Below are 23,698 nucleotides of genomic sequence, written 5' to 3' on the forward strand. Positions count from 1 at the left end.
CGCATCGCGCGGCCCGTTTCCGCTGGACCCGTAGCACAGCCAAAAGACAGGGCGCATCCGCGCCTAGCAAAAGCGCAGCGGCATTGAACCGGGCGCATAGCCACCAATGGGGGCATCCATGGGACTGTTTATCCTCAGACGCGTCGGGGTCATGATCCTGACGGCGCTTTGTCTGACCTTTGTCGTGTTCTTCATGACAAACCTCTATCCGAACCTTGAAAAACTCGCCAAGACCCAGGGCAACTTCCGCATGTCGGACGAAGCCGTGGCCAGCTGGCTTGAAAAGGGCGGTTACCTGCAATCCACGCCAAAGAAATACATGGAATGGATCGGCCTCGCGCCATCTTACCAGCACACGGCTGAGGATGGCACCATCACCGGCCGCTGCATCACTCCGGGCATGGACCCAGCCGAGGCCCCGCAGTTCTGCGGCATCCTGCAGGGCTATTGGGGTTATTCCACGGTGTTCAAGGATGAGGTCAGTTCCATCATCGCCACCCGCCTGTCGCTGACGGGCACGCTGATGTTCTGGGTGATGCTGGTCATGGTGCCCTCGGCGCTGATCCTTGGCGTTCTGGCGGGCATGAAGGAAGGCTCTGCCACCGACCGAACACTGTCGACCTTTGCCATCACCACCACGGCGACGCCCGAATATGTTTCCGGCGTCCTGTTTATCGCTATTTTCTCCTCCTCTGCCGTCGGCCTCAAATGGTTCAAGGGCACCGCGACCAGCGCGATGGAAAGCCCCAACATCGAAAACTTCCTGCTGCCGGTTCTGACTATCGCCCTTTATGGCATGGGCTATATCGCACGCATGACCCGCGCCTCGATGACCGAGGTGATGACGGCGCAATATATCCGCACCGCACGGCTCAAAGGGGTGAGCTTTCCCAAGATCGTCATGAAACATGCCCTGCGCAACGCGCTGATCGCGCCTTTCACCGTGATCATGCTGCAGTTCCCCTGGCTCCTGAACGGCGTGGTGATCGTTGAGACCCTGTTCAACTACAAGGGCTTTGGCTGGACGCTGGTACAAGCCGCTGGCAACAACGATATCGAACTGCTGCTGGGCGTCTCGGTCGTCTCAGTTCTCGTGGTGTTGATCACGCAGCTGATCTCGGACATCGGCTACGTCTACCTCAACCCACGCATTCGCATTTCCTGAAGACGGAGAAAGACTATGGAACCACTCAGCTGGACCGGATCAATCGCCTTTCTCAACCCGCTTCTTTTTGCGGCTTTGGGACTACTGGCAATCTCGATCCTTCTTTGGATCATCATCGGCGCGGTCACCCCCGAGGAACGCGCCATTACCAACGCAGGCGGTACGCTCAGCCTGTCGGCCGGGCCGCAGGGCCTTGCCGCGCTGGCTGTGCGCCTCACCTTTCTGGCCTCGGCCGTCATCCTTCTGGCCTATCTGCTGCTTGGCCTCGTGATGGGCACCGGCGCGGGCATCATCGGCGCCCTGTCGCAGCAGATGCTGCCGGTCTGGATCGCCCTTGTGGTGCTTTATGCCGTTTCCATCACCTTCAAGCGGCGTCTTGGCCTTTATGGCAAGCTGTTTGACAGCCCCATCGGCATGATCGGCTTTGGCCTTGTCATGTTCTGGGTCTTCACCGGCTTTTTTGCGGCCTTTGACATGCTGGCCACCCATGATGCGCTGTCGCAGGCGTCGGGCATGAAAAACAAAGCCCCCGGCACGCCCCTGCGCGGCGCCGAAGAAGGTGAATTCCAATGGTATCTCCTTGGCGGTGACAACCTGGCGCGGGATGTCTTCAGCCGGATGGTCAAAGGCTCCTGGGAGGTGGTGAAAATTGCCCCGCTCGCGACGACCTTTGCCTTCATGGTGGGGATCACCCTAGGGCTGCCGGCCGGATACTATGGCGGCAAACTGGACACCTTCCTGTCCTTCCTCGCCAACCTGATTCTGGCCTTCCCGGTGATCCTGCTGTTCTACCTGATGGTAACCCCCGAGATCGTCGAAACCGGCCTGCCACAATATATGGCAGTGGTGCTCTTTGCTTTCCCGATGGTGTTCTTCGGGGTGCTGCTGAACGCCCGCTACCGGACGCAGCCCAAGAAGAACTTCATCATCCTAGCTGTCGTTCTCGCGCCGCTGTTCATCCTTTACATGTCGCTGATCAATGCCAAGGGGTCCAAGATCGACTTCTGGCCGGTGGATCTGTTCGACATTCCGGGCGGTATCCTTGTGGTCTTTGTCTCGGTGGTCTTCGTGAACTCACCCACCGTGTTCCGCATCGTGCGGGGCCTGACGATGGACATCAAGACCCGCGATTACGTGGCCGCCGCGCAGACCCGGGGTGAGCGTCCCTGGTACATCATGCTGTGGGAGGTTCTGCCGAACGCACGCGGGCCGCTGATCGTCGATTTTTGCCTGCGCATTGGTTACACGACCATCCTTCTCGGGACTCTGGGTTTCTTCGGCCTTGGCCTGCCGCCCGAAAGCCCGGACTGGGGATCGACCATCAACGAAGGGCGCAAGCTCTTGTCGATCTACCTGCACCCGGCCCTGCCCCCCGCCATCGCTCTGCTGAGTTTGGTGCTGGGTCTGAACCTGCTGGCCGATGGTCTGCGCGAAGAAAGCCTGAGGGATTGATGACATGAGCAAGCTTGAGCAAACCGATGGCCCGATCCTGGAAATCGACCGCCTGTCGATCTCCTTCTTCACGCGGCTGCGCGAAATCCCGGCGGTGATGGATTTTTCCGTCTCCGTGATGCCCGGCGAGGCGGTTGGCCTTGTGGGCGAATCCGGCTGCGGTAAATCCACCGTCGCCCTTGGGGTGATGCAGGACCTTGGCAAGAACGGCCGCATCGTTGGCGGCTCGATCAAGTTCAAGGGCCGCGACCTGGGAGAGATGAGCGTCGAGGAGTTGCGCGACATCCGCGGTAACGAGATCGCGATGATCTATCAAGAACCGATGGCCAGCCTTAACCCGGCGATGAAAATCGGCAAACAGCTGATGGAAGTGCCGATGATCCACGAGGGCGTCAGCGAAGAGGAAGCCTACAAGCGCGCCCTTGAAGTTGTCACCGACGTGCGCCTGCCCGACCCGGAGCGGATGCTGAACAGCTATCCGCACCAGCTGTCGGGCGGCCAGCAGCAGCGGATCGTCATCGCCATGGCGCTGATGTCGAAACCGGCACTGCTGATCCTGGATGAGCCCACCACCGCCCTTGACGTCACGGTGGAGGCCGCCGTGGTTGAACTGGTCAAGGATCTGGGCAAGAAATACGGCACCTCGATGCTGTTCATCTCGCACAACCTTGGCCTTGTCCTGGAAACCTGTGACCGGCTCTGCGTGATGTACTCCGGCGAAGCAGTGGAGCGCGGCAGTATCGAAGACGTCTTTGACGAGATGCAGCATCCCTATACGCAGGCGCTGTTCCGCTCGATCCCGCTGCCGGGTGCCGACAAGAACGCGCGCCCGCTGGTGGCGATTCCGGGCAACTTCCCCCTGCCGCACGAACGCCCGCCGGGCTGCAACTTCGGTCCGCGCTGCGATTATTTCGAAGCGGGCCGCTGCGATGCGGGCGACATTGCCATGGCCGATGTGCCCGGCAATGACCGCCACGCCACGCGGTGCCTGAAGTTCCAGGAAATCGACTGGAACGCGCCGATCACCGTGGCCGACAAGAAGGAAAAGACCGCCCCGGGTGAGGTTGTCCTCAAGATCGACAAGCTCAAGAAATATTACGAGGTGGCCGCGAATGCCCTGTTCGGTGGTGGCGCCAAGAAAGTGGTGAAGGCCAATGAAACGCTCAGCTTCGAGGCCCGCGAATCCGAAACGCTGGCCATCGTCGGGGAATCGGGGTGTGGCAAATCCACTTTTGCCAAGGTGCTGATGGGGCTCGAAACCGCCACCGACGGGGATATCCTGATGGATGGCCAGAACATCGAACAGACCCCGATCGAAGAACGCAACACCAAGACGATTTCGGACGTGCAGATGGTGTTCCAGAACCCCTTTGATACGCTGAACCCGTCGATGACCGTCGGACGGCAGATCACCCGGGCGCTGGAAATCTTTGGCATCGGTGACAACGACGCGGAGCGCAAGCAGAGGATGCTGGAGCTGCTGGATCTGGTGAAACTGCCACGCGCCTTTGCCGACCGCATGCCGCGGCAGCTGTCCGGCGGGCAAAAGCAGCGTGTCGGCATCGCCCGCGCCTTTGCTGGCGGTGCACGCATCGTTGTGGCGGATGAACCCGTCTCGGCACTGGATGTGTCGGTGCAGGCGGCGGTGACCGATCTTCTGATGGAGATCCAGCGCAACGAGAAGACGACGCTGCTGTTCATCAGCCACGACCTGTCCATCGTGCGCTATCTCAGCGACCGGGTGATGGTGATGTATCTCGGCCATGTGGTGGAGCTGGGGACGACCGATCAGGTCTTCTCGCCACCCTATCACCCCTATACAGAGGCCCTGCTGAGCGCGGTTCCCATCGCCGATACATCGGTGGAAAAGGAGCATATCGTTCTCGAAGGCGACATCCCGTCAGCGATGAACCCGCCATCAGGCTGTCCGTTCCAGACCCGCTGTCGCTGGAAGAGCGAAGTTCCGGGCGGTCTCTGTGAACGCGAGGTCCCCCCGGTGCGCGACATGCAGGGCGGGCATCAGATCAAATGCCACCTCAGCGATGAGATCCTTGAACGGATGAACCCGGTCATCAAGATCGCGGCCGAGTAGCCACTCTGATCACACCCAAAGCGGCGCCCGCGTTCATCACGCGGGCGCCCTTTCTATTCCAGATACTCTTCGTAGCGCTGATCGGTCAGCGTTTTCAGAAACGCAACCAAGGCGTCAATGCGCCGGTCATCCAGCGCAGGCCCGTGGGTGAGCTCGGTGGTCGACAAGGTGCCTGCAACCGGCGGCGGCCCCCAAGGTTTTCCGGTTTCGGGATTGATCTGCGCGGCGTCCGATTTGCTGTTGTAGCGATTGTAAAAGGCAATCACCGTGCGCAGCTCCTGAAACACCCCGTTGTGCATATAGGGGCCGGTCACCGCCACGTTTCGCAGTCCCGGCGTCTTGAACTTGCCCCGTTCTGCCGGATCAGTGACCGCCGGGTTGGCAAGCAGCCCGTCGTCAATGGTACCGGCGGCAACGCCGTTCTCGGCCCGCCCCAGAACATTCTCAGGCACGCCGATATTGTGGTAGCTGTAGTTGGTGAAGGTCTCCTGCGGATCCATCGCGCTGCGCTTCAGCTGGTGGCACTGGTTGCAATTGGTGAACTGCTCCGAGAAGAAAAGGATCCGGCCCAATTCTTCTTCCTTGCTGAGCTGAACCTCACCGCGCAGGAAACGGTCGTATTTACTGTCGAACGGCGCAAAGATGGCGGTTCTCTCGTAGACCGCCAGCGCCTCGGTCATCGCCGCATACCCGGCCTCCGGATCCTTCAGGACATCCGCGCCGAAGTTCTGCTGAAAGGCTGTGACATAGTCCGGCTCTTCCTTCAGGCGCGCGACGAGCTGCGCCTTATCACTTAGCCCCATCTCGATCGGGTTCAGCGGCGGCCCCGCGGCCTGCTCTGCCAGATCCCGGGCGCGCCCGTCCCAGAACATCCCACCGGCCCAGCTTCCGTCTTCCTTCTGGTGAAACGGCGGCGTGAAGGCCGCGTAAGCCGCGCTTGGCGCGTTGCGGTCGCCCAGCGAGTGCCCGTCATCCCCCAGCGAAAACGCACCATCGGCAGAACGGCGTGGATCGGTGAAGCCATATTCGGCATCATGACAACTGGCACAGGACTGAGTGCGGTTCTGCGACAAGATCGGATCGTGAAACAGAGCCTCTCCCAAGGCCTCAACCGGCGTCAGCTCTGCATCCTCGGCCAATGCAGTATGCGGTGATGCCGCGACGACCAACAAGGCAAGGCAACGGGCAGCGGCGCCCATGCGCCAGAAAGGAGAAATCGTCATCATCAGGGCCTTTGGATCCGGGGCAGTCCCCACGCGAAGTACCCGACAGCTATAGCCCCGACCTTGATCGAGCGCAATTCCCGACAATAAAACTAGGAAAAAGCCCGCCCCGATCATGGGGCGGGCCGATACTGGTTAACTCAGCAACAGAACAACGATCATCAGAAGGTTCATCGAGGCGAACTGCATCAAGCGCGGGAAACGTTTGCTTTTCCACGCCGCGAACAAGGCCAGCGTGACCGACAGGGCCAGACCGGCCAGCGACAGGGTACCAAACACGAGACCGACAGCACCGCTGCCCGGCCCCCAGGGCGACTGTTCGAAGGACATGCCGATCAGGCCAAAGCCAATCAGTATTCCCACGATGGCCCCGGCAAGGGTAACACCGACACTGCGGGCGCCGGCACGCTGCCGCGCGCCAAGGACGCTGTCGACGATCTCGCGGCTGGGACCCGCCGACGGGGTCCAGTGCATACGGTCAAGGCGATCATCAAAACTGTAGGCTGTCACGGCAAATCCTCCTGAAACTGCTCGCTTTTTTCAGGGGGAATTCGGGCAGCTTCGTGGCGGAGAAAAGAAGTTAACGCGGCATTTACCAAGTTTACCGAGGCGTTAACACGGTCGTGATCCGGGCCGCCCCAAACGGGCACGGTTCAAGGCGTTTCGTAAGCGGTCAGCCGCCCCAGATCGTTTTTACATAGGCCTGGGTTTCACGGTAAGGCGGCACGCCGCCGTGTTTCTGGACTGCCTCGGGGCCTGCGTTATATGCAGCCAGTGCCAAGCGCCAGGAGCCGAACTTACGGAATTGGCGCGCCAGGTACCGCGCGCCGCCTTCCAGGTTTTCCTGCGGGACAGCGGGATCCACCCCCAGCGACCGGGCGGTCTGCGGCATCAGCTGCGCCAGCCCCAGCGCGCCTTTGTGGGATTTCGCGCCGGGGTTCCAGTTGCTTTCCTGTTGCACCAGACGCAGAAACAGATCCTCGGGCACGCCGTGTTTGCGCGCTGCAGCGCGCGCCATGGTCATGAATTTCCCACGGTATTTGCCGGTATAGGGCAGACTGCCATACTGGCCCGTTTCAAATGAGGACCGCGGCAACAGACGGCTGGAGTTCTCATATTGTTGCGCCGCACGGCCATCCAGAACCTTGGTATGGGCGGCGAACAGGCTGCGCTGGTTCTTGGTCGAGAACATGTCGGCGGTAGCGCCAGTCGCCAATAGCGAAACCCCGGCAGCCGCGGCAAGGCCACGAGCGTTCATTGCATAGACATTGATCAAAGCGGTCTTAAACGTGGCTTGCCCAAACATAGCGGCCCTCAACTCTGTTACCGTCGCGATCCGTTTTCCGACCGGCGGGACTATAGCGGATCTTAACTAAATTGAAAGCGTCAGCGTGCGGCGAACAGATTCTGGTGGGAGGTTGCCCGACCGGAAACCCGCGAAAGCCCCCGCCCCGCGGCCAAGAAGGTTGCTTTCATCAGAGCTTGCGGGTCTGTACTGTGGCCCAAAATCCGGGCGCGCTCAGATTCGGTTCTGACACCAGATGCCCATCCACAGACAAGAACATCCAATAAGAACAAGGACAGGACCAAATGGCCGGCTCAGTCAACAAAGTCATCCTCATCGGTAACCTGGGCCGCGACCCAGAGGTGCGGACCTTTCAGAACGGCGGCAAGGTGTGCAACCTGCGCATCGCCACCTCTGAAACCTGGAAAGACCGCAACACCGGTGAACGCCGCGAAAAGACCGAATGGCACAGCGTTGCCGTCTTCAACGAAGGTCTGGTGCGCGTCTGCGAGCAATACCTGCGCAAGGGCTCCAAGGTCTATATCGAAGGCCAGCTGCAAACACGCAAATGGCAGGATCAGAACGGTCAGGACCGTTATTCCACCGAAGTCGTCCTGCAGGGCTTTGGCTCCACCCTGACCATGCTGGATGGCCGCGGTGAAGGCGGCGGTGGCGGCGGCCAGGGTGGCGGCAGCTATGGTGGCGGCGGCGGATATGGCGGTGGCGGCGGTGGCTACGACAGCGGACCCCAGGGCGGTGGCTTTGGCGGCGGCGGTCAGGGTGGCCCCTCGCACAATATCGACGACGACGAGATCCCGTTCTGATCTAACGGTTCTGACGCGTGATATCACCCTGGCGATACAGCCTCGGTGATATCCTTCTTATGATCCTTGCCCGATCCGCAAAGGCTGCAAAAGGAATGACGCGATGACATGGTCTTTTTCTCTCGGCCGCCTCTTTGGCTCAGAGGTCAGAGTTCATGTCACCTTCTTCCTTCTTCTGGGGTGGATCGGGCTATCTGCCTACAGCGAACAGGGCCTGCCGGGCGCCGTCGAGAACACCGTTTTCGTGCTGGCGCTGTTTGCCTGTGTTCTGGCCCACGAATTCGGCCATGCGCTGATGGCGCGGCGCTACGGCATTGCTACCCCCGACATCACCCTGTTGCCCATCGGCGGTCTGGCACGGTTGGAACGGATGCCGTCCAACCCCTGGCACGAGATCGCTGTGGCCTTTGCCGGGCCTGCCGTCAACATTGCGATCTGGGCCATTCTGGTGGTGATTGGTGCGGGCCGCTGGGATCTGGCGAGCCTGGCAGATCCGGCGCAGGAGTTTTCCGGCTGGAATTTCCTGGGCCGTCTGGCATTGGTGAACCTGATCCTTGCAGTCTTCAACCTGATCCCCGCCTTTCCGATGGATGGCGGCCGGGTGCTGCGTGCTGCGCTGTGCCTGAAGATGGACCGGGTCAAGGCGACCCGCATCGCCGCCATCGCCGGGCAGATCGCCGCCATGGGGCTGGCATATCTCGGCCTCACCTCTGGCAACCCGGTATTGGTGCTGGTGGCGGGCTTTGTCTTCATTGCCGCCAATGCAGAAAATCAGGACGTGGCGATGCGCGCCGTGACCAAGCGGTTCATGGCCCGCGATGCCATGATCACCAGTTTCGAGGCGCTGCGCCCTGAGGACACGCTGGAGACGGCCTCTGCCGCAGTCATCCGCACCACCCAGCATGAGTTCCCGGTTCTGGATGCCACCGGCCGCCCGCTGGGTTTTATGACGCGCGGCGATCTGTTCGCCGCCATCGCCGCAGAAACACCGCGCATGAAGGCGGTTTCCATGCTGATGACAAATGATATCCCCTCGGTCCCGCTGACTGCCGGGCTGGAGACCGTTCTCGACGCCCTGCACAAGGGCGCGCCTGCCGTTGTCGTCACGACAAAAACAGGCGCTCTTGCAGGCTATATCACCTCGGAGAACATCGGGGAGATGATGGTAGTGAAAGGCCGCTAGCCATAGGCAGACGACCTGTAACAGGACGGGGGCCAACAGCCCCCATTCCCCGGAATGGTTACGCCCGTTCGACCTGACGCAGGGCCAGCGCATCCTCCAGCACGGCCAGCACCGTCTCGCGCGGCACATCTGCCGTCACGAAGGCCTTGCCAATGCCGCGCGCCAGAACGAACCGCAGCTGGCCTGCGACCACCTTCTTGTCCTGCCCCATCAGCTCCAGCAGCGCCGCCGCGCCGGGCAGATCGCCGGGAATATCCGACAGATCCGCCTTCATTCCCATCGCCTTCAGATGGGCGCGGACCCGGCTGGGGTCTTCCTGACTGCACAGCCCCAGACGCGAGGACAGCTCAAACGCAAGCGCGCAGCCGATGGCAACGCCCTCGCCGTGCATCAGACGGTCGGAATAACCGGTCGCTGCCTCCAGCGCGTGGCAGAATGTATGGCCAAGGTTCAGCAAAGCGCGATCGCCCTGTTCGGTCTCATCGCGCACGACGATATCGGCCTTCATCTGGACCGAGCGGGCCACCGCTTCGACCCGGGCCGCCATATCGCCCGCCGCCAGTGTCGGGCCGTGTTCTTCGAGCCAGTCAAAGAACGCAGCATCGCCCAGCAGACCGTATTTCACCACCTCGCCATAGCCGGACAGGAAATCCCGCGCGGTCAGCGTGCCCAGAACCTCGGTATCCGCCAGCACCAGCGAGGGCTGGTGAAAAGCGCCGATCAGGTTCTTGCCCTGCGGCGCGTTGATGCCGGTCTTGCCACCAACAGAGCTGTCGACCTGCGCCAGCAGGGAGGTCGGGATCTGCACGAAACGCACGCCGCGCCGCAGGACGGCTGCAGCAAACCCTGCCAGATCCCCGATCACACCACCGCCAAGGGCAATCACGATGTCAGAGCGTTCCACCTGCGACTCCAGCAGCCATTCGACCGCGCGCGAGAACTGCGGCCAGGCTTTGGTACCTTCGCCGGGCGGCAAGGCCAGCGCATCCATTTCGATGCCTTCCGCCGCCAGTCCGGCCCGCAGGGTATCAAGGTGCCTGGCCGCCACGTTTTCGTCGGTCAGAACCGCAACCCGGGGGCGGTTCAGCAGCGGTTTGATCCGCTTGCCCGCCTCCTTCAACAGGCCGGGGCCGATCACCACATCATAGGCGCGCTCGCCAAGGGGTACGTGAACTGTGCGCTGCATTATTTCGTCCATTCCAATACGTCTGGCCGCTGCTTCAGGGCCTCAAGCACCCGGTCGACCATTGTTTCAATCGAAGCCTGACCATCGGATTTCACCGTCAGGTCGGCCTTTTCATAAAATGGCACCCGCGCGTCATAAAGATCGCGCAGGGTCGCCTTGGGATCACTGGTACGCAACAAAGGGCGACTGTCCCGGTGGCGCACCCGGTTCCAAAGAACCTCTAGATCCGCCTGCAGCCAGACCGACACACCGCCTTCGGTGATCAGTGTGCGATTCTCTTCGGACAGAAAGGCGCCGCCCCCGGTCGACAGCACACCGCGCTCTTCTTCGAGCAAGCGGGCGATGACCTGACGTTCTTTAAGCCGGAAAAACGGCTCCCCATCGCGCGAGAAGATCTCCGGGATAGACATATTGGCTGCAGCTTCGATTTCATGGTCGCTATCAAGAAACGGCACATTCAGCCGGGCAGCCAGCGCCCGGCCCACAGCGGTCTTGCCCGCGCCCATCATCCCAACCATGACGATCGTCTTTTTCAGCCTTCCCGGTGTCGGTCCGACGGTCACAGTTTCTTCGGTTTGCTCTTTTTCGCTCATTCTTCAGTGAATGACGTGATATTGCCGAAAAGGCCATATATAACTTGAGCAAAACACAAAGAAGCAGGCAGCAGGGACGCAATGGCAAGTTTGATCAAATATCTATTTTATATAGTTGTTCTGGCCGCGATCGGCCTGGTGGGATACGCCTATGTCGGCCCGTGGTTCGGCGCTGATTTCAGCGCCCCGACAGAGGAGATCCGCAAACCGGTGGTCCTGCATGCCGACTAGGCGTTCTTCAGGACCTCTGGCCCTTGCCGTTGCGGCGATATTTGCGGGCGCTGCGGGCGCCTCTCCGCCACTGGCGGAGGAACCGCTGACGGTGATCGACTGGCTGGGACAAACCCAAAGCCAGGTATTGCCGGATACAGTGCTGCTGGAGCCGCCAACCGCGGGAAGCGCCGCGCGGCCGGAAATCTCGGTAACCCCGCTTGAGGCGCTGTTGCCCCCGATCGGATTGGTGACGCCCTCTGCCACCGGGCTGCCAATCGACCTTTGGCGCGGCAGCGCTCCGCAGGACATTGCACGGCTGCTGCGCGACGTGCCGGTGCATAACAGCCCGGCGATGCAGTCGCTGCTGTTCACTGTCATTCTATCAGAGAGCCGCCCCTTGCCCGGCGGCGATGACGCCATTCTGCTGGCCCGCCTCGACCGGCTGATCGACCTCGGTGCCATCGACCCGGCACAGGCGCTGGCCGAACAGGCTGGACCGTCGGAAACACGCGCGCGATTCGACCGCTGGTTCGACAGCACGCTCCTGACCGGGGATGAGGACCGCGCCTGCGCCGCCCTGACCGCTGCACCCTATCTGGCGCCAGATTACAGCGCGCGGATCTTTTGCGCGGCCCGGCGCGGCGACTGGCCGACCGCGGCGCTAATGCTGGAATCCGCCCATGCGCTGGAGCTGCTGGATCCACCGGCGCTGGCCTTGCTCGACCGGTTCCTAAATCCGGATATCTTCGAAGGAGCCGCACCGCTTCCGGCGCCAGACAATCCTGATCCCCTGACCTTCCGCCTGTTTGAAACCATCGGAGAACGGCAACCGACGGCGCCCTTGCCGCGCGCCTTTGCCGCTGCCGATCTGCGCGACATTGCCGGTTGGAAGGCCCAGCTTGAGGCGGCAGAGCGGTTGACCCGTGTCGGGGCGCTAAACCCAAACCAACTGCTTGGCCTGTTCACCGAACGCAAACCTGCCGCCTCCGGCGGTATCTGGGACCGGGTCCGCGCCCTGCAGACCTTTGAAACCGCGCTGCGCGGCAATCGGAGCGATCCGGGCACATCTACGGCACTGGATGACGCCCTTCAGTCTGCCTGGGAGGCCGCGCAGGCCTCCCGGATCGAAGTCGCCTTTGCCGATCTTTTTGCCGACGATCTGGGCCGCGCACGCCTGCAGGGAGAGGCCGCCGAATTGGCCTGGCGTATCCGGCTCTTGGCGCGAAGCTATGAACTCGCAGCGCATAATCCGCCGTCGCGCTCCGCCGAAGATCTGTTTCTGGCTGCTTTGGCACAAGGCCGCCCAGCAGAGGTGCAGCCCCCTTCCGATCTGGCGGCCTCCATCGCGACCGGCTTCGCAACCGACGCAGAAATGCCTGTTTCCCTCGCCCGCCTTCTGGACAACGGCCAGCTGGGCGAAGCGATCTTGCAGACCATGGAACTCTTTGCCCATGGCGCCGACGGCAACCTGGGCGATCTCAGCGCCGCGCTGGTTGCACTACGGGCGATGGGGCTTGAGGATACCGCGCGCCGGGCGGCCCTTCAGCTCTTGCTGCTCGTCAGGCACTGATATGGATGCCCCGCGCGATGATCTGCAATGGATCGCGACCTTCCTTGATGCTCAGGCAGCGGATCTCGGGGCGGCGCGCAATACGCTTTTGGCCTATGGCCGCGATCTGAAGGATCTGGCGGGCTGGATGGCCCGGCGCGGTATTTCCTTTGGCGCGGCCAGTCAGGATGACATCGAATCCTACCTGATTGCCTGCGACGCCGAGGGCCTCTCTCGCGCCACCCGCGCGCGGCGTCTCTCCGCGATCCGGCAGATCTATCGCTTTGCCTTCGAAGAAGGCTGGCGCACAGACAATCCCGCCATTCAGATCAAAGGGCCGGGGCGCAGCAAATCCCTGCCAAAGACGCTGGAGGTGACCGAAGTCGACCGCCTGCTAGAGGCCGCGCGTCAGACTGGCCGCACACCCGACGACCGGCTGCGCAACACCTGCCTGATGGAGTTGCTCTATGCCACCGGCATGCGGGTGAGCGAACTGGTCTCGCTGCCGGTCAGCGCCGCCCGGGGCGATCCGCGCATGCTGCTGGTTCTGGGCAAGGGCGGCAAGGAACGCATGGTACCCCTGTCGCCCCCGGCCCGCGATGCGCTGGCCGAATGGCTGCAAGCCCGCGATGCCGCCGCTGCCGAGGTTGAAAAACAGGGCAAGCCCGCCTCACGGTTTCTGTTCCCCTCGCGCGGCAAGGAAGGGCACCTGACCCGGCACCGGTTCTACCTGTTGATCAAGGAATTTGCCGTCACCGGTGGCGTGTCGCCGCAAAAGGTGACGCCGCACACGCTGCGCCATGCCTTTGCCACCCATCTGCTGGCCAATGGCGCCGATCTGCGCGCCATTCAGGCGCTGCTGGGCCACGCCGATATCGCCACGACCGAGATCTATACCCATGTGCTGGATGCCCGGCTGAGCGAGCTGGTCCTGCAGCACCACCCCCTGTCCCGCAACAAGGGCCCTGGCGACAAAGAATAAGCCGCGCCGCACGGAAGCGCCCTGCCCCTTGAACGAAACCGGCAGGACGCCCATAACCATACAAAATCCTTCTGATAAACTGGACCCGACATGGAAACCGATCCGACCACTCTGGACAGCGCATTCTGGCTTAGCGCCGGATCCATTGCTCTGCTGCTCGTTCTTTCGGCCTTCTTCTCTGGCTCAGAAACAGCCCTAACCGCCGCCTCGCGCGGGAAGCTGCGCACCCAGGCCGACAAGGGCGCACGCGGCGCCCGCAGCGCCTTGGCCGTAACCGAGGACAGCGAGCGGCTGATCGGCTCGGTTCTGCTGGGCAACAACCTCGTCAATATCCTGGCGACCTCACTGGCGACAGCGCTGTTCACCCGCGCATTCGGCGAAGGCGGCGTTGCACTGGCAACCCTGGTCATGACTCTGCTGGTTCTTATCTTTGCCGAGGTTCTGCCCAAGACATACGCGATTTCCAACGCCGAAAAGGCCGCATCTGCCGTAGCCCCGGTGATTGGCTTTCTGGTGACCATACTGGCGCCGGTCGTCGGTGCAGTGCGGCTGCTGGTGCGCGGCGTGCTGCGCCTCTTCGGAGTTCAGATCGACCCGGACAGCCACATCATGGCAGTGCGCGAAGAAATCGCAGGTGCCCTGCAACTGGGCCATTCCGAAGGCGTTGTGGAAAAAGAGGACCGTGACCGTATCCTCGGCGCGCTGGATCTGTCCGACCGCTTTGTCGAAGAGATCATGCTGCACCGTTCCCATATCGAGATGATCGACGCCAATTCCGACCCAGAGGTCATTCTGGAGCAATGCCTGACCTCACCCCATACCCGTCTGCCGGTGTTCAAGGATGAGCAGGAAAACATCATCGGCGTGGTGCATGCCAAGGACCTGCTGCGCGATATGTATGCCCAGATCGGAGGGCCGGATGGCGATGCCGCGGCGTTGCGCAACTTCCAGATCACCTCGGTCGCGAAACCGCCCTACTTTGTACCGGAAACCACCACGCTGGACGACCAGATGCGCCAGTTCCTGCGCATGCGCAGTCATTTCGCCCTGGTGGTGGACGAATATGGTGCCTTGCAAGGTCTCATCACGCTTGAGGACATCCTTGAGGAAATCGTCGGCGAGATCACCGATGAATTCGACCCGGCGGAGCAATCCCTTGCCAAGAAGACCCAGGACGGCAATTTCCTCGTGGAGGGCGCCACGACTATTCGCGATCTCAACCGCGCCACCGAATGGAACCTGCCCGATGATGAGGCGAACACCATCGCCGGTCTTGTGATCCATGAGGCCCAGATGATCCCCACCGTTGGACAGGTGTTTTCCTTCCATGGCTTCCGGTTCGAGGTGACTGGCCGTGAAGGCAACCGGATCACCGACCTGAAGGTGCGCCCGCTGACATGACCCAGAGCCAACGCAGAAACGGAGGCGATAGCCCCGCCTCCCGGACCGGACGCAGCCCATGACCCGGGCGTGGCGGTGGATCGACAGTATCTTCGTGGATCTGTCCCGGCAGATGCGCTGGTCGTTCCTGCCGCCTCTGTTGATCTATTTCGCCTATGGGGCGCAGGGCATCACCTCGGTTGCCGGGGCCTTTTACGTCAAGGAATATCTGGATCTGCCCGCGGCCTTCCTCGCCGGGCTCAGCTTTTGGGTGGGTATTCCCTGGGCGCTGAAAATGCCCATCGGGCATCTGGTCGACCTGATCTGGCGCTGGAAATACCTGCTGATCCTTCTGGGTGCGGCGTTGATGGCGTCAAGCTATGGGATCATCGTGGCATTGTTGACCCTGCCCGAGGTTATGCAGGCGATCATGCCGGTCAATGCCTGGTATGTAACCGCAATCATTCTGGCGCCCTGCGGTTTTGTGCTGCAGGACGTGGTCGCCGATGCCATGTCTGTCGAGGCGGTTCCGCACCGGGATGCCGACGGCACGTTGCTAGCCGAAGAAGAAACCCGCGCACTGCACACAACCATGCAAACCCTGGGCCGTATCGCCCTGATCGGCGGCTCCAGCGCGGCGGCCGCGCTGAACGTGCTGTTGTTCGAAGGCGCCGAAGCCCTGCCACAAGCCGAAAAGGGCGCGCTTTACGCCCATGTCTATACTCTGGCGCTGCTGGTGCCGGTGCTGTCCCTGTCCGGGGTCGCGCTTGCCCTTGTGCAGCGCTTGCGCAGGACTGCCGATCTGCGCCGCGCCGGACTGCCACAGCCCGAGATCCGCGCCCGGCTCGATCCGCCGCGCGATCCGGTAGATGTGAACTGGTGGTATTTCATTGGCGGCGGCGCCTTTGTTGCGCTGTCGCTCAGCGTCGGACTCAGCGATCTGGCCTATGGGCAGGAAATCATCTTTGCCGGATCCATGGCCATCGTCCTGCTGCTGATGCGCCAGTTGATCGCGGTGTTGACGCCAGCCCAGGCCCGCGCGCTGATTGGCACCGCGATCATCATTTTCGTGTACCGCGCCAAGCCCCTCAGTGGCCCCGGGGCCAGTTGGTTCGAAATCGACGTTCTGGGTTTTGATCCTCAGTTCTTTTCGGTGCTGTCGCTGATCGCTTCGCTGCTGACACTGGTCGGCATGATCGTTCTGCGGCCAATGATGGCCAACCACACGATTGCCTGGATCGTGATTTTCCTGACATGCAGCGAGGCCCTGCTGAGCCTGCCGAATCTGGCGCTTTACTACGGTGTCCATGAATGGACCTCGGCGATGACCGGTGGGGTCGTGGATGCCCGTTTCATCGCACTGGTGGACACGGCCGTGGAATCGCCGCTGGGACAGGTGTCGATGATCCCGATGCTGGCATGGATTGCCCGCAACGCGCCCTCGGGGCTGAAGGCGACCTTCTTTGCGGTGATGGCCTCCTTCACCAATCTGGCGCTTTCGGCTTCCAGCCTTGGCACCAAGTACCTCAACCAGATCTTCGTGGTCACGCGCGAGGTCACAGATGCCGATGGTACCGTCGTCACCGCCGCCGATTACACTCAGCTCGGGCCATTGTTGATCACCGTTGCCGTGCTGACGCTCGTCGCGCCGCTGATCGCCATTGTCATCATCCAGAACAGCCGTTTCCGCAGCGAAGACTGACAGTTCCCCTCTCCTCCGATCTGCCAGCGACATGATATGTCGCTTTTTCACTGGACTACTGTTCACTTCTGTCCAGAATAGCCGAAACGCAGAACGCCAGGGAGCACAATTATGAAGACCACAACGCGCGTGGCAGTCATCGGCGGCGGAGTCGTCGGCTGTTCAGTCCTTTATCACCTGACCAAACTGGGCTGGTCCGACGTCATGCTGATCGAACGGTCCGAGCTGACCTCGGGTTCGACGTGGCACGCGGCAGGCGGCTTTCACACGCTCAATGGCGACACCAATATGGCGGCGCTTCAGGGCTATACCATCAAACTCTACCGCGAGCTGGAAGAGATCACCGGCATGTCCTGTGGCTTGCACCACGTCGGCGGCATTACCCTGGCCGACAACCAGGAACGCTTTGACATGCTGAAGGCCGAGCGGGCCAAGCACCGCTTCATGGGGCTTGAGACCGACATCATCGGCCCCGAAGAAGTGAAGAAACTGTCGGAGGTCACCAATACCGACGGCATCCTTGGCGCGCTTTACGATCCGCTCGACGGGCACCTCGACCCATCGGGCACCACCCACGCCTATGCCAAGGCGGCACGCATGGGCGGCGCCACCATCGAGACCCATTGCAAGGTGATCGAGACCAACCAGCGCCCCGATGGTACCTGGGACGTGGTCACCGAAAAGGGTACCATCCACGCCGAACACGTAGTCAACGCAGGCGGACTTTGGGCGCGCGAAGTGGGCGCGATGGCCGGGGTTTATTTCCCGCTGCACCCGATGGAGCACCAATATATCGTCACCGACGAAGTGCCTGAAATCGCGGCCATTATCGACGCGGGTGGCGAGCACCCGCACGTCATGGACCCGGCCGGCGAAAGCTACCTGCGCCAGGAGGGCCGTGGCCTTTGTATTGGTTTCTATGAACAACCCTGCAAACCCTGGGCGGTGGATGGCACGCCGTGGAACTTTGGCCACGAACTGCTGCCCGACAATTTCGACAAGATCGAGGACAGCATCGCCTTTGCCTATCGCCGCTTCCCCGCGCTGGAGCGCGCCGGGGTGAAATCGGTGATCCACGGTCCCTTCACCTTTGCCCCCGACGGCAACCCGCTGGTCGGCCCCGTGCCCGGCATGCGCAACTACTGGTCCGCCTGCGCCGTCATGGCAGGCTTCAGCCAGGGCGGAGGTGTTGGCCTGATGCTGGCGCAATGGATGGTCGAAGGTGAATGCGAACGCGATACTTTTGCCATGGACTGTGCCCGTTACGGCGACTGGATCACGCCGGGCTATACCCGCCCCAAAGTGATCGAAAACTACCAGACCCGGTTCTCCGTCTCCTACCCGAACGAGGAACTGCCCGCCGCGCGTCCTTTCCGCACCACGCCGATGTACGATATCTTCGACAAGATGGGCGCGGTCTGGGGCCAGCAATACGGCATGGAAGTGGTGAACTACTTCGCCGCAGAGGGTGAGCCGCGCTACGAGACGCCCTCTTTCCGCCGCTCCAACGCCTTCGACGCCACCGCGCGTGAGGTCAAGGCCGTGCGCGAAGCGGTTGGGATCAACGAGGTGCATAACTTCGGCAAATACCGCGTCACCGGCCCCAATGCCCGCGCCTGGCTGGACCGTGTCATGGCCGGCCGGGTGCCGAAGCCGGGCCGGATCAGCCTGACGCCGATGCTGTCGCACAAGGGACGTCTGATCGGCGATTTCACCATCTCCTGTCTGGATCAGGAAACCTATCAGCTGACCGCATCCTACGGCGCGCAGGCCTATCATATGCGCTGGTTCCAGCAGAACGCACAGGAAGGCGTCCACGTCGAGAATATCTCGGACCGGGTCAACGGCTTCCAGATTGCTGGCCCAAAGGCGCGCGAGGTGCTGCAGGCCTGCACGCGACAGGATATTTCCGACATGAAATTCCTGGACGTGCGCCGGATGAGCGTCGGCATGGCAGACTGCGTGGTGCAGCGGGTCAGCTACACAGGTGACCTCGGCTATGAGATCTACTGCGATCTGCCCAGCCAACGTGCCCTGTGGAATGTGTTGTGGGAGGCGGGCCAGCCCCATGGCATGAAGCCCTTCGGCATGCGGGCCATGATGTCGCTACGTCTGGATAAATTCTTTGGCGCCTGGCTGCGGGAATTCTCCCCCGACTACACCGCTGCCGAAACCGGGCTGGACCGCTTCATCTCCTTTAAGAAGGACGTGGACTTCATTGGCCGCGCTGCTGCCGAGGCAGAACGCGATGCGGGTCCTGCGCGCAAGCTCTGCGCCTTTGAGGTTGATGCGGATGACGCCGATGTCACCGCCTATGAACCGCTCTGGCTGGATGGCACGGTTGTCGGCTTCTGCACTTCGGGCGGCTATTCGCATCACGCCGGGAAATCCATCGCGCAAGGGTTCGTACCGACCGACAAGGTGGCCGAAGGGCTGGAGGCCGAGATCGAAATTCTCGGCAAGATGCACAAGGCCCGCCTGATCACCACGCCGCTGTTCGACGCCGACGGCGCCCGCATGCGCGGCTGACTGGCGCTCTGAAACGCATTTCGCCTCCGCCTGTTCCCGGGCGGGGGTGACGCAGGCGCCAGAAATCTCTGGCTTTATGGGCACAATGCCCACAAGATCCCCAAACGGCTGGCAGGTGACAGAGCAGCCACGGGGGAACGTTCCATGTCCAACATTGCTATCCTTCTGCTTGCGGCAGGCGCGTCGTCCCGTATGGCTGGGCGCGACAAGCTGAGCGAAGATGTGGAAGGCCAGCCCCTGCTCGCTCTGATGTGCCGCCGCGCGGCGCTGACCGGATTGCCGGTCTATGTTACCGTCCCGAATGAAGCACACCCGCGCACCGGTCTGACCGGTACGGCAACGCCCGTCCCGGTACCGGACGCGGATGAGGGCATGGCCGCCTCGATCCGGCGCGGAGTGACAGCCCTGCCGGAGACGACCGAAGGGGTGATGATCGTGCCCGCAGACATGCCCGAGCTGGAAACGCAGGACCTGATGCACATGGCAGCGCATTTCCATGGCGGCGATGGCCCGATTCTGCGCGCCACGGCCGAGGACGGCCAGTCCGGGCATCCGGTGCTCTTCCCCAAACGCTGTTTTGCGGATCTTGAGGCGATCACCGGCGATCAGGGCGCCCGTGTGCTGCTGAAGCAGGACAAGGTACAATACATCGCCCTGCCCGCCCGCCATGCGACAACGGATCTGGACACGCCCGAAGCCTGGGCCGCCTGGCGTGCCGCGCGGGTTTGAAGGCCTACCCTCGGACGCCTACCCCAATCCGAAAGACCACCTGATAACAAGAAAGGCAGGACCCAGCGGCCCTGCCCCTCCCCCGAAGCCTCGGTCTGCAGTGGTTCACGGGTCCTCTTCCGCAGCTTCCCCCCGGTGCTACGGACGGACCGTTCAGTGAACCAGCAGCCGCGCTTCGTGTTTCTTCAACGACCGGCGCGCTGACGTATAGGCCTCGCGGCCCTCGACAGTCTGCAATTCGGGGAACAGTTCCAGCACCTCGTTGCGCTGATCCCCATCCAGACCACGCAGGGTCAGATCACCGGGCTGGAAGCTTTCGGTCCAGGCACCATCCGACAGAACCACCTCGTGCTGGTCGAACATGAAGTGGATGTAGGTCACCGCAGTGGTTTCCACCACGTCCACCCCTTCAAGGCCGGTCAGATGCTTCGCCGCGACCAGAACCTCGCGGTCCTCGAAATAAAGCGCCGTTTTGTCGTTGGCGACCAGAATCCGGTGGTTCGGACTGACCATCATGTCGCGCTCCGGCAGACCATTGCCAAGCGCACCCTGACGGATCAACACCGGTTGCAGATGCGCGGCGTCCTTCAGTTCGGCTTCGGTCAGGCTACGGGCTCCGATCCAGCGGATTTCCTGAATGCCGTTGTCACGGGTGATCACCCGGTCGCCCGCCTGCAGATCCTCGACCTTGCGCTCTCCATCAGGGGTCGCGATCAGGGTGCCCGGCGTGAAACAGGGAATGATCCGCTCGATCTCGCTGTAGGTCATGGATCCAATCACGGAGTCCGCGCCATCCAGCAGGTTGATGGTGCCCGAATAGCTGTTGCCATCGGCGTCCAGCGTGCGGCTGGTGATTTCAAAGTTCTGACCGGTCAGATCCAGCGTGTCATAGTCATCGCCAGTCGAGCCACCATCGACCACATCGCCATAGGATGCACCGATGAACAAGTCGCGGTCGGCGCCGCCACTCAGCGTGTCGGCCCCATGGCCGCCGGTGATCACGTCGTTGCCGGTGCCGCCGGTCACCTCGTCGTCATCGATCCCCGCATCAATGGTGTCGTCGCCCTCACCACCGGAAATGACATCGTCGTCGTCCTGGCCGTAGATCAGATCGTTGCCAGCACCGCCTTCGATGGTGTCCATGCCATTGGTCGGATCAGGATCAACGGGGCGCCCATCAGCGCCATCGTCCATGATGTTGAGCCCATCCGGGAAGGCCGGATCAAGACCGCCATAAAGGGTATCGTCCCCATCGCCCCCCAGCAGAACGTCAGAGCCCTCACCGCCGATGATCATATCGTTGTCGGCGCCGCCATCGACCGTATCGTCGTCAATGCCACCATCGATGCTGTCATCACCGCTGCCACCGGAGATCAGGTCGGCGTCATCACCAGTGGTGATGGTGTCATTGCCTGCGCCACCCGCAACGGTATCCATGTCATCATAGGGATCGCTGTCCGCCGGGATCGGCGGAATGTTCGGCGTGGTGCCGGTGTAGCCCGGGAAACCGCGATCCGGCAGCGGTGTCGGTTCGTTGCCAGAGGTGTCGATGACATCATCCCCGTCGCCGCCATCGACGCTGTCAGACCCGTCACCGCCGGTCAGGCTGTCGTCCCCGCCATTGCCGATGATCACATCATCGCCGTCGCCGCCATCAATGGTGTCATTTCCCGGCACGATCGGCGCGGTGGGATCTGTGGCATCGAAATAGACGTCGGAGACGTCGATGCCACTGTTGTCATGTCCATCCTGCGTGTGGCTGATCACGATCGAAGATACCGGCCCCGGTATCGTCACCAATAGGGAAATGTCCGGGTCGAAATCGCTGGCATAGGTGCCGTCAACCTTGACCTCGGCGCTGTCATCGCCCGGTACGGCATCCGCATCCGACAAAGTCAGCGCCGGTCCGCCCGAGAGATTGACGATTACCGGGTTTCCATCGGCGTCAAATGCGCTGACCTGTACCGAGCCATCGCCATCGATATCGTTGATACGGAAGGAAACATTTCCAACCGGGTCAGAAAAGTCGAGCTGATAGGCCGCGTTGTTACCGTCGCCGTCCAGTTCAGACGCCATGCCACTGTTGGCATCGGCAGCACTGCCATCGGTGTCGATATTGCCAACAAACTGCGTGGTGTCGCTGAATAGCGTCTCAGAACCCGAGGTCTGAGACAGCACGGAGAAGTCCACGGTGACCGAACCTGTATCCTGCGAAAAGCCGCCGCTCAGATCGTCCTGCGGATCAACGGCGCCACCGTCATCCGGGTCCGGAGCCAGATCCCACTGGAACACCTCGCGGCTGCTGGGACCGGCGCCCGGCGCATCGGTGTCACCCTCCAGCACGTCATCGCCTGCGCCCCCGCTAATGCTGTCTGCCCCAGAGCCACCATGCACGGTGTCGTCCCCGGCGCCCGCTTCAACGGTGTCATCCCCGGCTGCGGCGTTGACCAGATCGTCATCCGGGCCATCTGCCGGGTTAATCGCATCACCGGCGTCGATCCGGTCGCCTTCTGGATCACCGGTATAGGCCGTGTCGATCAGGTCGTCCGTGGCTCCACCTTCCACAATTCCGTCCAACTCACCGGCAATCACGTCTTCATCCAGCACGGCCACATAATCAATCAGACCGTTAAAGGACGCAGACCCGTCCCCGGCGGCGCCGATGGAGAAACTGTCATCGCCGTCGGCGGTAACATCCAAAGACAGGCCAGCCACATCATCCCCGGCGGTAGCAACCGTGCCTTGAGTGGTGTTTTCCACCACCATCGTCTGGCCCCCATCGGTCCAGCTGTATTTCACGGTCAGCACATCGCCATAGGTGAAAAAGCCCGGGTCCGTCGTCAGCAGCACGGAAGCGCCGCCATCGGCATGTGCGACCTCGACCGCCCCATCGGCGGTGACCCGGATTTCGAAATTCTCGCCATCGGCATCGCCCGACGTTTCCAGACCGCGGCTGACAACGGTTTGGGAGTCAGAGGCCGGGACCTCATTCGGCTGGAAGGTGCTGATAAGGGTGCCTTCGGTCAGATCGAAGGGGCCATCATTGCTGCCATCGACAGAGAATTGCGTGTTGCTGCCATTTCCGAGCATCCAGCCGCCAGCGTAGGTGGTGGAGGGAGACCCCGTCCCATCCTGCGCGATGCCATCGCCCAGACCGGTGTCCTCAGTGGTATAATCCTCGCGGAAGTCCCACAAACCAATCAGATTTGCCGAATACGGGTTGTCGAAATTCTCAGCCATCACATTCTCCTCTTCGGCACGCGCTCGCACCAGAAACTCTGGACGCCGGAGCGACCGAATACCAAATAACCATGCCGCACAGATCTGCCGACATCGCCAATACCCGATCATGTAGGGGGATGCGGCCTATTCTACCGCCGCCGTATTCCGCACAGCCCGAAAGGCGTGCAGGTCAACAATGCACATTCAACGACACACTCACTGCCAGGCAGACGACAGCAAATACCAGAGCGAACAGAACCCCAGTGCCGAATTTCGGCGTACTCAAAAACAGCCCCCCCAGATGGGCTCAATCGAAACTACCCTAGGGTCAGGATGCATTGATTTCGGTCTCGCTGCATGATTCACGGCTCCGAAAAGGAGTGGTGATA

18 protein-coding genes are annotated in these 23,698 nt (G+C 61.8%); 12 read left to right on the forward strand and 6 right to left on the reverse strand.

Annotation, left to right across the window (positions count from 1 at the left end; all coding sequences use genetic code 11):
* Window positions 1-118 precede the first annotated feature (118 nt).
* Genes C6W91_RS03900 through C6W91_RS03910 form a run of 3 tightly spaced genes read left to right on the forward strand, consistent with a single transcriptional unit; the run spans window position 119 to window position 4,709 of the window.
* Window positions 119-1,165 carry an ABC transporter permease gene (locus C6W91_RS03900; protein ID WP_065273421.1) on the forward strand — a complete coding sequence of 349 codons (1,047 nt, stop codon included), beginning with the start codon at window positions 119-121 and terminating at the stop codon, window positions 1,163-1,165.
* Between the two features lie 15 nt (window positions 1,166-1,180).
* The gene (locus tag C6W91_RS03905; protein ID WP_274827996.1) at window positions 1,181-2,617 is read left to right on the forward strand and encodes an ABC transporter permease; all 1,437 of its coding nucleotides are present in this window, start codon (window positions 1,181-1,183) and stop codon (window positions 2,615-2,617) included.
* Window positions 2,618-2,621: 4 nt separating this feature from the next.
* A complete protein-coding gene (locus C6W91_RS03910) occupies window positions 2,622-4,709 on the forward strand; it encodes an ABC transporter ATP-binding protein (protein ID WP_065273419.1) in 2,088 nt (695 codons plus the stop codon).
* Between the two features lie 53 nt (window positions 4,710-4,762).
* Here C6W91_RS03910 and C6W91_RS03915 read toward each other — a convergent pair whose 3' ends face one another.
* The 3 genes from C6W91_RS03915 to C6W91_RS03925 all read right to left on the reverse strand — a co-directional run bounded on the left by C6W91_RS03915 (window position 4,763) and on the right by C6W91_RS03925 (window position 7,190).
* Window positions 4,763-5,932, reverse strand: a complete 1,170-nt coding sequence (locus C6W91_RS03915) for a cytochrome-c peroxidase (RefSeq protein WP_274867540.1) — start codon at window positions 5,930-5,932, stop codon at window positions 4,763-4,765.
* Window positions 5,933-6,067: 135 nt separating this feature from the next.
* Window positions 6,068-6,442 carry a hypothetical protein gene (locus tag C6W91_RS03920; protein WP_274836943.1) on the reverse strand — a complete coding sequence of 125 codons (375 nt, stop codon included), beginning with the start codon at window positions 6,440-6,442 and terminating at the stop codon, window positions 6,068-6,070.
* 163 nt (window positions 6,443-6,605) lie between these two features.
* Window positions 6,606-7,190, reverse strand: coding sequence for a lytic transglycosylase domain-containing protein (locus tag C6W91_RS03925; RefSeq protein ID WP_274828146.1), 585 nt, complete (start codon window positions 7,188-7,190; stop codon window positions 6,606-6,608).
* A 332-nt stretch (window positions 7,191-7,522) separates the two neighbouring features.
* Here C6W91_RS03925 and C6W91_RS03930 point away from each other — a divergent pair, with 332 nt between their 5' ends.
* Together C6W91_RS03930 and C6W91_RS03935 are read left to right on the forward strand one after the other, a co-directional pair.
* Complete coding sequence (locus tag C6W91_RS03930) at window positions 7,523-8,041, forward strand: single-stranded DNA-binding protein (RefSeq protein ID WP_065273417.1); 519 nt, start codon at window positions 7,523-7,525, stop codon at window positions 8,039-8,041.
* Between the two features lie 103 nt (window positions 8,042-8,144).
* Entirely contained in the window at window positions 8,145-9,224 is a 1,080-nt protein-coding gene (locus C6W91_RS03935) for a site-2 protease family protein (RefSeq protein ID WP_274867541.1), read from the forward strand.
* Between the two features lie 58 nt (window positions 9,225-9,282).
* On the opposite strand, the gene aroB is transcribed toward C6W91_RS03935, so the two are convergent.
* Window positions 9,283-10,410 (reverse strand): 3-dehydroquinate synthase, encoded by a 1,128-nt coding sequence (gene aroB, locus C6W91_RS03940; RefSeq protein ID WP_274867542.1) that lies wholly within the window; start codon window positions 10,408-10,410, stop codon window positions 9,283-9,285.
* Window positions 10,410-11,003: a shikimate kinase gene (locus tag C6W91_RS03945; RefSeq protein WP_274867543.1), complete on the reverse strand. Its 594-nt coding sequence runs from the start codon at window positions 11,001-11,003 to the stop codon at window positions 10,410-10,412. The genes aroB and C6W91_RS03945 overlap by 1 nt, the downstream gene beginning before the upstream one ends.
* 81 nt (window positions 11,004-11,084) lie before the next feature.
* Here C6W91_RS03945 and C6W91_RS03950 point away from each other — a divergent pair, with 81 nt between their 5' ends.
* From C6W91_RS03950 to C6W91_RS03980, 7 genes are all read left to right on the forward strand, one after another.
* Window positions 11,085-11,234: a hypothetical protein gene (locus C6W91_RS03950; protein ID WP_197492328.1), complete on the forward strand. Its 150-nt coding sequence runs from the start codon at window positions 11,085-11,087 to the stop codon at window positions 11,232-11,234.
* A complete protein-coding gene (locus C6W91_RS03955; protein ID WP_370570445.1) occupies window positions 11,224-12,786 on the forward strand; it encodes a hypothetical protein in 1,563 nt (520 codons plus the stop codon). Before C6W91_RS03950 ends, C6W91_RS03955 begins: the two co-directional genes overlap by 11 nt.
* 1 nt (window position 12,787) lies before the next feature.
* Entirely contained in the window at window positions 12,788-13,747 is a 960-nt protein-coding gene (locus tag C6W91_RS03960; RefSeq protein ID WP_065273412.1) for a site-specific tyrosine recombinase XerD, read from the forward strand.
* A gap of 90 nt (window positions 13,748-13,837) precedes the next feature.
* Window positions 13,838-15,148 (forward strand): HlyC/CorC family transporter, encoded by a 1,311-nt coding sequence (locus C6W91_RS03965; protein WP_065273411.1) that lies wholly within the window; start codon window positions 13,838-13,840, stop codon window positions 15,146-15,148.
* A gap of 58 nt (window positions 15,149-15,206) precedes the next feature.
* Window positions 15,207-16,829: a hypothetical protein gene (locus tag C6W91_RS03970; protein WP_274867545.1), complete on the forward strand. Its 1,623-nt coding sequence runs from the start codon at window positions 15,207-15,209 to the stop codon at window positions 16,827-16,829.
* A 111-nt stretch (window positions 16,830-16,940) separates the two neighbouring features.
* Entirely contained in the window at window positions 16,941-19,358 is a 2,418-nt protein-coding gene (locus C6W91_RS03975; protein WP_274867546.1) for an FAD-dependent oxidoreductase, read from the forward strand.
* Window positions 19,359-19,502: 144 nt separating this feature from the next.
* Complete coding sequence (locus C6W91_RS03980; RefSeq protein WP_274827987.1) at window positions 19,503-20,087, forward strand: NTP transferase domain-containing protein; 585 nt, start codon at window positions 19,503-19,505, stop codon at window positions 20,085-20,087.
* A gap of 153 nt (window positions 20,088-20,240) precedes the next feature.
* On the opposite strand, the gene C6W91_RS03985 is transcribed toward C6W91_RS03980, so the two are convergent.
* Window positions 20,241-23,327 carry a Hint domain-containing protein gene (locus C6W91_RS03985; protein WP_370570446.1) on the reverse strand — a complete coding sequence of 1,029 codons (3,087 nt, stop codon included), beginning with the start codon at window positions 23,325-23,327 and terminating at the stop codon, window positions 20,241-20,243.
* Between the last annotated feature and the right edge of the window lie 371 nt (window positions 23,328-23,698).

This window comes from Phaeobacter sp. SYSU ZJ3003, from assembly GCF_041300735.1.
GTDB lineage: Bacteria > Pseudomonadota > Alphaproteobacteria > Rhodobacterales > Rhodobacteraceae > Phycobacter > Phycobacter gallaeciensis_A.

Bases quoted from the DNA above. Each gene is read 5' to 3' on its own strand.
- C6W91_RS03900 (WP_065273421.1), top strand. From the start codon at position 119: ATGGGACTGTTTATCCTCAGACGCGTCGGGGTCATGATCCTGACGGCG.
- C6W91_RS03905 (WP_274827996.1), top strand. From the start codon at position 1,181: ATGGAACCACTCAGCTGGACCGGATCAATCGCCTTTCTCAACCCGCTT.
- C6W91_RS03910 (WP_065273419.1), top strand. From the start codon at position 2,622: ATGAGCAAGCTTGAGCAAACCGATGGCCCGATCCTGGAAATCGACCGC.
- C6W91_RS03915 (WP_274867540.1), bottom strand. From the start codon at position 5,932: ATGACGATTTCTCCTTTCTGGCGCATGGGCGCCGCTGCCCGTTGCCTT.
- C6W91_RS03925 (WP_274828146.1), bottom strand. From the start codon at position 7,190: ATGAACGCTCGTGGCCTTGCCGCGGCTGCCGGGGTTTCGCTATTGGCG.
- C6W91_RS03930 (WP_065273417.1), top strand. From the start codon at position 7,523: ATGGCCGGCTCAGTCAACAAAGTCATCCTCATCGGTAACCTGGGCCGC.
- C6W91_RS03935 (WP_274867541.1), top strand. From the start codon at position 8,145: ATGACATGGTCTTTTTCTCTCGGCCGCCTCTTTGGCTCAGAGGTCAGA.
- aroB (WP_274867542.1), bottom strand. From the start codon at position 10,410: ATGCAGCGCACAGTTCACGTACCCCTTGGCGAGCGCGCCTATGATGTG.
- C6W91_RS03945 (WP_274867543.1), bottom strand. From the start codon at position 11,003: ATGAGCGAAAAAGAGCAAACCGAAGAAACTGTGACCGTCGGACCGACA.
- C6W91_RS03950 (WP_197492328.1), top strand. From the start codon at position 11,085: ATGGCAAGTTTGATCAAATATCTATTTTATATAGTTGTTCTGGCCGCG.
- C6W91_RS03955 (WP_370570445.1), top strand. From the start codon at position 11,224: ATGCCGACTAGGCGTTCTTCAGGACCTCTGGCCCTTGCCGTTGCGGCG.
- C6W91_RS03960 (WP_065273412.1), top strand. From the start codon at position 12,788: ATGGATGCCCCGCGCGATGATCTGCAATGGATCGCGACCTTCCTTGAT.
- C6W91_RS03965 (WP_065273411.1), top strand. From the start codon at position 13,838: ATGGAAACCGATCCGACCACTCTGGACAGCGCATTCTGGCTTAGCGCC.
- C6W91_RS03970 (WP_274867545.1), top strand. From the start codon at position 15,207: ATGACCCGGGCGTGGCGGTGGATCGACAGTATCTTCGTGGATCTGTCC.
- C6W91_RS03975 (WP_274867546.1), top strand. From the start codon at position 16,941: ATGAAGACCACAACGCGCGTGGCAGTCATCGGCGGCGGAGTCGTCGGC.
- C6W91_RS03980 (WP_274827987.1), top strand. From the start codon at position 19,503: ATGTCCAACATTGCTATCCTTCTGCTTGCGGCAGGCGCGTCGTCCCGT.
- C6W91_RS03985 (WP_370570446.1), bottom strand. From the start codon at position 23,327: ATGGCTGAGAATTTCGACAACCCGTATTCGGCAAATCTGATTGGTTTG.